This is a genomic window from Aldersonia kunmingensis, assembly GCF_001646865.1.
Classification (GTDB): domain Bacteria; phylum Actinomycetota; class Actinomycetes; order Mycobacteriales; family Mycobacteriaceae; genus Aldersonia; species Aldersonia kunmingensis.
Genome location: NZ_LRRB01000144.1, coordinates 1 through 6,034 on the forward strand (window position 1 = coordinate 1; position 6,034 = coordinate 6,034).

4 protein-coding genes and 1 pseudogene are annotated in these 6,034 nt (G+C 64.1%); 3 read left to right on the forward strand and 2 right to left on the reverse strand.

Annotation, left to right across the window (positions count from 1 at the left end; translation table 11 throughout):
• Positions 1 to 348 (forward strand): annotated as a pseudogene (locus A8G08_RS27470) (TetR family transcriptional regulator); the annotation flags it as partial.
• On the opposite strand, the gene A8G08_RS11335 reads toward A8G08_RS27470, so the two are convergent.
• A complete protein-coding gene (locus A8G08_RS11335) occupies positions 339 to 2,081 on the reverse strand; it encodes a DUF3556 domain-containing protein (protein WP_068273796.1) in 1,743 nt (580 codons plus the stop codon). The pseudogene A8G08_RS27470 and the gene A8G08_RS11335 sit on opposite strands and share 10 nt — an antisense overlap.
• A 112-nt stretch (positions 2,082 to 2,193) precedes the next feature.
• Here A8G08_RS11335 and A8G08_RS11340 point away from each other — a divergent pair, with 112 nt between their 5' ends.
• Together A8G08_RS11340 and A8G08_RS11345 are read left to right on the forward strand one after the other, a co-directional pair.
• Positions 2,194 to 3,984, forward strand: a complete 1,791-nt coding sequence (locus A8G08_RS11340; RefSeq protein ID WP_068273802.1) for an N-acyl-D-amino-acid deacylase family protein — start codon at positions 2,194 to 2,196, stop codon at positions 3,982 to 3,984.
• The gene (locus tag A8G08_RS11345) at positions 3,981 to 4,877 is read left to right on the forward strand and encodes an alpha/beta fold hydrolase (RefSeq protein WP_068273798.1); all 897 of its coding nucleotides are present in this window, start codon (positions 3,981 to 3,983) and stop codon (positions 4,875 to 4,877) included. The genes A8G08_RS11340 and A8G08_RS11345 overlap by 4 nt, the downstream gene beginning before the upstream one ends.
• Before the next feature lie 114 nt (positions 4,878 to 4,991).
• On the opposite strand, the gene A8G08_RS27475 is transcribed toward A8G08_RS11345, so the two are convergent.
• The coding region (locus A8G08_RS27475; RefSeq protein WP_068273800.1) for a phytoene desaturase family protein at positions 4,992 to 6,034 on the reverse strand (1,043 nt) is incomplete at its 5' end.

Below are 6,034 nucleotides of genomic sequence, written 5' to 3' on the forward strand. Positions count from 1 at the left end.
GTCGACGCCCTGGTCGAAAGTTTCGCCTTCACTCTCGAGTGGATACCAAGCGACAAGCCCCTCCAGTTGATGTTGGCCGACGACTTCGGCCGGACTTCGATTGAAGTGACCTCGGATATGGCCAAGCAGTTCGGCCACAGCATTCTGGCCGGACTGGACGTCGACTGGACCGCGATCGGGATGGACGACGCCGCCATCGACGACCTCGTCGAGTACATGTTGCGGATGCTGCAGTCATTCATTGTCGACCCGGGGCTGCCGCCGCGCACCGGCAAGTTGCTTCGCACCTACATTCGCCGGTGGCTTGGGCCCGTCATCGCATCCGAAATCGCCAGACATCAAGAGTGATTGAGCCCCACGGCCTTGCTGATAACGGTGATCGGGACGTCGTGCTCCCATGGCTGTCGGCTGACCAGATCGCTCACCCGGAATGTCCCGCGTTCGAGCTCGCCGGTCGCGGCATCGACGATGCGGTACTGCTGCCACTGCCGGTGAATAGCCTGACCATCGAGAATCAGTACGCGTAGCTCCTCCGGTGCGAAATGGCACCGTCGTTGCAGGGCGCTGATCAATTGCTCGTTGTGCAGATGGCCGTCCCCGAAGCTCCACCCGACCGCATAGCCTGCAACCGGTTCGCCGTCGACAACGGTGTAGTCCGCGTCACGCCCCGGTGGGATCACGTGATCCCACAGCGTCATCAAGCCCCGGCCGTGGGCGTACATCGCGCGGAATGCATGCCCGAGCGCCAGCGATATCTCCGTGCCCTCGGGAGTGGAAAGCTTCTCGATCTGCTTGTGCTGCACGAGGCCCAACCCGATCCTGTGATCGGCGAGTTTCTGGCTGGCCGCCTCGGTGAAAAACCATTGCGAGGTGTCCCAATTGCCTGCGTAGTACCGCATACCCGGGAGGAACGACACCTTGGTGGGGTCGATATTCCCGATCACGATCGCAATGAAAATGATGGCGAGCAACGCAACGATAGGCCACGGCTCGGTCACGTCTGCCAACCCGATCGCGGCCTTGTCCACGAACAGGGAGGCGATTCCGAAGATCATGAAGACGTTCCACTCCAGCGGAACCCCAAGCGGGATCGCGGTGAGGATCACAAGGTGGAACACGATCATGACGGCCGCGGCGATGTAGGTGACGACGCCGCCGTGAGAGAAGAAGAGCACCAGCGGCACTCCCATTTCGATCACCGTGCCGAAGTGGGCGAGGAACTGCGCGATCCTGCCGGGTTGCAGGTCGTCGGGGAACTTGCGGAAGAACACCCTCTTCATCCACTTGGCCCGCACCAGTGGGTTGTTCGCCATCATCGTCGCGACCACGAACGGGAAGTGACGGTTGAGCTTCGACGTCGCGGCCCCGAGCCAGACCGCAAGCATCACCAGTTTCGCGGCGACAATCACGTTCGGGCCGGCGAGCAGAAACGTCACCGTCAACGAGCCGTACACCTCGCCGCGGGTGGCCAAGAAGATGACCTTGTCGCGCAAACCGATCACCGCCAAGATCACCACGACCGGCACCACCCGTTCGGGCGGTATCAGCCCGATCGACGTATCCAGTGCGGCGACTGGTCCGGCGCCGTCGGACAGCAGCGCGAAGACCGCAGACGCCAGAAGTGCCGCGTAGAGAACCACATCGACGACCGTGCGCCGGTCACCACCGGTGAAGGGAATCCTGTTGGGCCATGGGGCAAGTCGAATGGTCCCCGGTCGCAGCCAGTACAGCGGCGAGCCCATCGGCGGCGCGATCTTGCCAGTCAGTGGGCCGAACCCGCAGCCCAGGCCGAGCACTTCGAACAAGAGCGACCACAGCACAACCTTCTGGAACACGATCGGTTCGCTCCACCACGTCCCGATGTCGGTCCACCCGTCGATGCCCGCCGTAGTCAACGCGAAGCAAAGGCCAACAAAGATGTAGAGGGCGATCTTCACCGCGTACAGCACGAAGAACACCTCGGGATTGCCCATCCCGTTCTCCGCGATGTGTTGCGCCATCGGCTTGATGCGCTCCGAGCGAGAGCGGGTGCGCCACTCGGCGACGTCGATCCGGGGCATGTTCGGCTCGAGAAATCCCACGGCAGCATCCCCTTCGTTGTGGGCGACTGGCGACGAAGGTAACACAATGGGTTGACGCTATCGGTAAACTGTCAAGTCGAGCGACGATTTGACGACGAGGGAGCACATGCGCATGACCTTCGACAAGGTGATCCTCAACGGCCGCTGGTTCGACGGCACCGGCGGACCGTCGGCCATTCGCAACCTCGGAATACGGGACGGACGCGTCGCGGCGGTGACAACCGAACCGATCGAAGGCACCCACGTTGTCGACGCCACCGGGAAGTGGGTGATACCGGGCATCATCGATATCCACACGCATTACGACGCCGAAGTCCTCGCCGCGCCCGCGTTGACCGAGTCGTTGCGGCACGGTGTCACGTCGATCGTGATGGGGTCGTGCTCGCTGTCGACGGTGCACGTCGACGCTTCCGATGCTGCGGATCTGTTTGGGCGGGTCGAGGCAATTCCGCACGAGCACATGGTTCGCATCGTCGGTGAGCACAAGACGTGGACCGGTGCCCAGGAGTACATCGAGGCGCTGGAGGCGCTGCCGCTCGGCCCGAACGTGACGGCTTTCCTGGGGCATTCGGACATGCGGGTGGCGGTCATGGGGTTGGACCGCGCCACCCGCGGCGAGGTTCGGCCGAGCCGCGCCGAACAGGCCCGGATGGAGGCGATGCTGACCGAGGCACTCGACGCGGGCTTCATCGGATTGTCCTCGCAGCAGCTACTTTTCGATCGGATCGACGGCGATGTGTGCCGGTCGCGCACGCTGCCCTCGACGTACGCGAGGGCCCGCGAGCTGCGCCGGCTCAAATCGTTGCTGCGCCGACGGGAGCGGGCGCTGCAGTCGGGACCCGACATCACCCATCCCCACAACATCGTGTCGCAGGCGCTGCAGTCGGTCGGAATCGGTCGTCCGCGCCTCAAGACCAGCCTGCTCGCTGCAGCCGACATGAAATCCGCCCCCGCGGGGATGTGGATTACGGTACTGCTTGCCGCGCTGGCCAATCGGCTCGGCGGCGATTTCCGGTTCCAGCATCTGCCGGTGCCGTTCGAGGTCTACGCCGACGGCATCGACCTGGTGATCTTCGAGGAGTTCGGTTCCGGCGCTGCGGCCCTGCATCTCAAGACCGAACTGGAACGCAATGAGTTGATCAAGGACGAGTCCTACCGGCGAGCATTTCGCAAGGACTACGACAGCAAGTTCGGTCCGCGTGCCTGGCATCGCGACTTCTTCGATGCCGAGATCGTTGCCTGCCCCGACGAGACGGTGCTCGGCAAGTCGTTCGGCGACGTCGGCATCGAGCGCGGGGGGCTGCATCCAGTCGACGCGTTCCTCGACCTCGTACTCGAGCATGGGAAACAGCTGCGTTGGCGCACAACGATCTCCAACCATCGGCCGAAGATGCTGCGCCAGCTCGCCGTGCGCGGCGGCATCCAGATGGGCTTCTCCGATGCCGGTGCACACCTGCGCAACATGGCGTTCTACAACTGCGGACTGCGTTTCCTACGCCATGTCCGCGACGCCCAACGTGCGGGCCAGAAGTTCATGAGTGTCGAACGTGCTGTGCATCGGCTGACCGGCGAACTGGCCGACTGGTATCACCTGGACGCCGGCCATCTCCGCATCGGTGACTGGGCGGACGTCGTGGTGATCGACCCCGAGCGACTCGACGCCTCGCTCGACGGGTATCACGAGGCACCGATCGAGGCGTTCGGCGGCCTCGAGCGGATGGTGAACCGTAACGACGCCACCGTCAAGGCCGTCATGGTCGCCGGAAAGACCGTGTTCGTCGATGGACAACCGACCGACCTCGTCGGCAGGCAGCGCACCGGCAGCTTCCTGCGAGCGGATCGACGACCCCGAAACACCGTCGCCGACACCGACTCCAAGCATGCGAGCGTCGCGACGCTATGACCACTCCGGAGCGTTTGACGATCGAGCTACCGCACCTGCGCTGCGAGGCGTTGGCCTGGGGTCCCGAAGATGGCCGGTTGATGCTTTGCCTGCATGGCTACCCCGACACGGCATGGACCTGGCGGCACCTCGGCCCGTACTTCGCAGATCAGTCCTTCCGGGTCGTTGCACCGTTCATGCGGGGCTATGCACCTACCGAAATCGCGCGCGATGGCGACTATGGCATCGGCGCGCTGATGAGTGACGCGATCGCCCTGCACAAGGCGCTGGGCGCGGGACCCGATGCGGTCCTGGTCGGTCACGACTGGGGCGGCCTCACCGCGAACGGAATCGCCGCCTATCCAGGCAACCCCTTCGAGAAGGTCGTGTCGATGGGCGTCCCGTTGGTGGCGGGTCTCGGCCGCGACTCGGGCACCGGCCGCAGGCTGATCCGGCTGCTTCCGCGCCAATTGCGAATGAGTTGGTACGTCGTGTTCCAACAACTGCCTCGGCTTTCCGAACGCAGTCTCGACTGGGTGCTGCCCAAGCTGTGGCGGGACTGGTCTCCCCCCGGGTACGACCCAAGTGCCGACCTCACGTACATATGGAAAAGCCTGCCTGATCACAGACGGCGCAACGCGGCACTGTCTTACTACCGGGCGGCGTTCCGCCCCATGCGAGGCGTTCGGCAACATCACGAACTCGACCGGTATGCGATGGGGAAGCCACTGTCGGGCATGTTGGTGTTGCACGGAGGCATTGACGGAGCTATCGATGCCCGCATCGGTGCGCTGGGCACGCATATACTCCCGACCGGAAGCCAGGCCGAAATCATCGACGAAGCAGGACATTTCATGCACCTCGACCAACCCGACCTGGTGCACGAGCTCATCGGCAAGTACGTGGCGATCTAATCGACTGTAAGGTCCACACACCCACGGCGGCCGGGCAGCGTGTGAACTTCCTGCACACGAAATCGCTGCACGCCGCAGCGATCCTGGTCGTTCCGGTACACGGCATGGCAACGTCTACGGCGACAGATTGCGGGAGATGGGCACCTTCTGAGAGTCGGTCAATGCCAGCCTGGCGGCGTTGTGCCCACACATTCCGTGTGCGCCGGGACCGGGTGGAGTTGCCGCAGAGCAGATGTACATGCCAGGAATGCCGAGGCTGTAGGGGGAAAGCGTGTGTCGCGGACCGAACACCAGCTGCCGGATGTCCTTGGCCCCGGTATTGATATCGCCACCGACGAAGTTCGCGTCATAGGAGGTGAACTGCGCCGGCGTGAACGAGGTGTAGCCGATCACTCGGTCGCGGAAGCCGGGAGCAAATCGTTCGAATTGATCGATGATCGCGGCTGTGGCATCGCCGTCGAACCCGTTGGGGACGTGGGCATACGAGTACACGGGGTGGACGTTGCCCGCCGACCGTTGAGGGTCGGCTAGGTACTGCTGACCGACCAGCACGAAGGGCCGCTCAGGCAGCCGTCCGACGTGAAGGGCCCGTTCGTTGGCGGCGATCTCGGCGTAATCACCGCTCAGGTGCACCGTGCCTGCGCGGCGCGCGTCGGGATTGGTCCACGGCACACCGCCCTCGACTGCGAAGTCGACCTTGAACGCCGCAGGCCCGTGGCGGAACCGGCGAAAGGCGCGCGCTACGCGCGTCGGTAGCCGATCGCCGAGAACCCTGCACACCGACGCCGGGTCGAGGTCGAACATCGTGATGTCGGCTGGCGGCAGTTGTGTCGCTGAAGTGACACGCACCCCCGTTTCGATCGTGCCGCCCAGGTCGGCGAGCAGCGCTGCCAAAGCGGTGGTAATCGACCGTGAGCCGCCGCGTGCCACTGCCCACCCGCCGTGATGTCCCGCGGTGAGGATGCCAAGCGCGATCGCCGAGGTGAGGGGCCGGTGAAGGGGCTGAAATGTATGTGCCGCAACACCTCCGAAGAGAGCCTTTGCCTGCGGTGTGGTGAAGATCTGGACCAGCACGGAGGCCGGCAGGATGGTCGGCAGACCGAATCTCGCCAGTGTCAGCGGATGCCGGGGCAGGTGCAGCAGCGGTTGAAGAATGT

Excerpts from the sequence above, each read along its gene's own strand:
- A8G08_RS11345 (WP_068273798.1), top strand. The coding sequence starts at position 3,981 with ATGACCACTCCGGAGCGTTTGACGATCGAGCTACCGCACCTGCGCTGC.
- A8G08_RS11340 (WP_068273802.1), top strand. The coding sequence starts at position 2,194 with ATGACCTTCGACAAGGTGATCCTCAACGGCCGCTGGTTCGACGGCACC.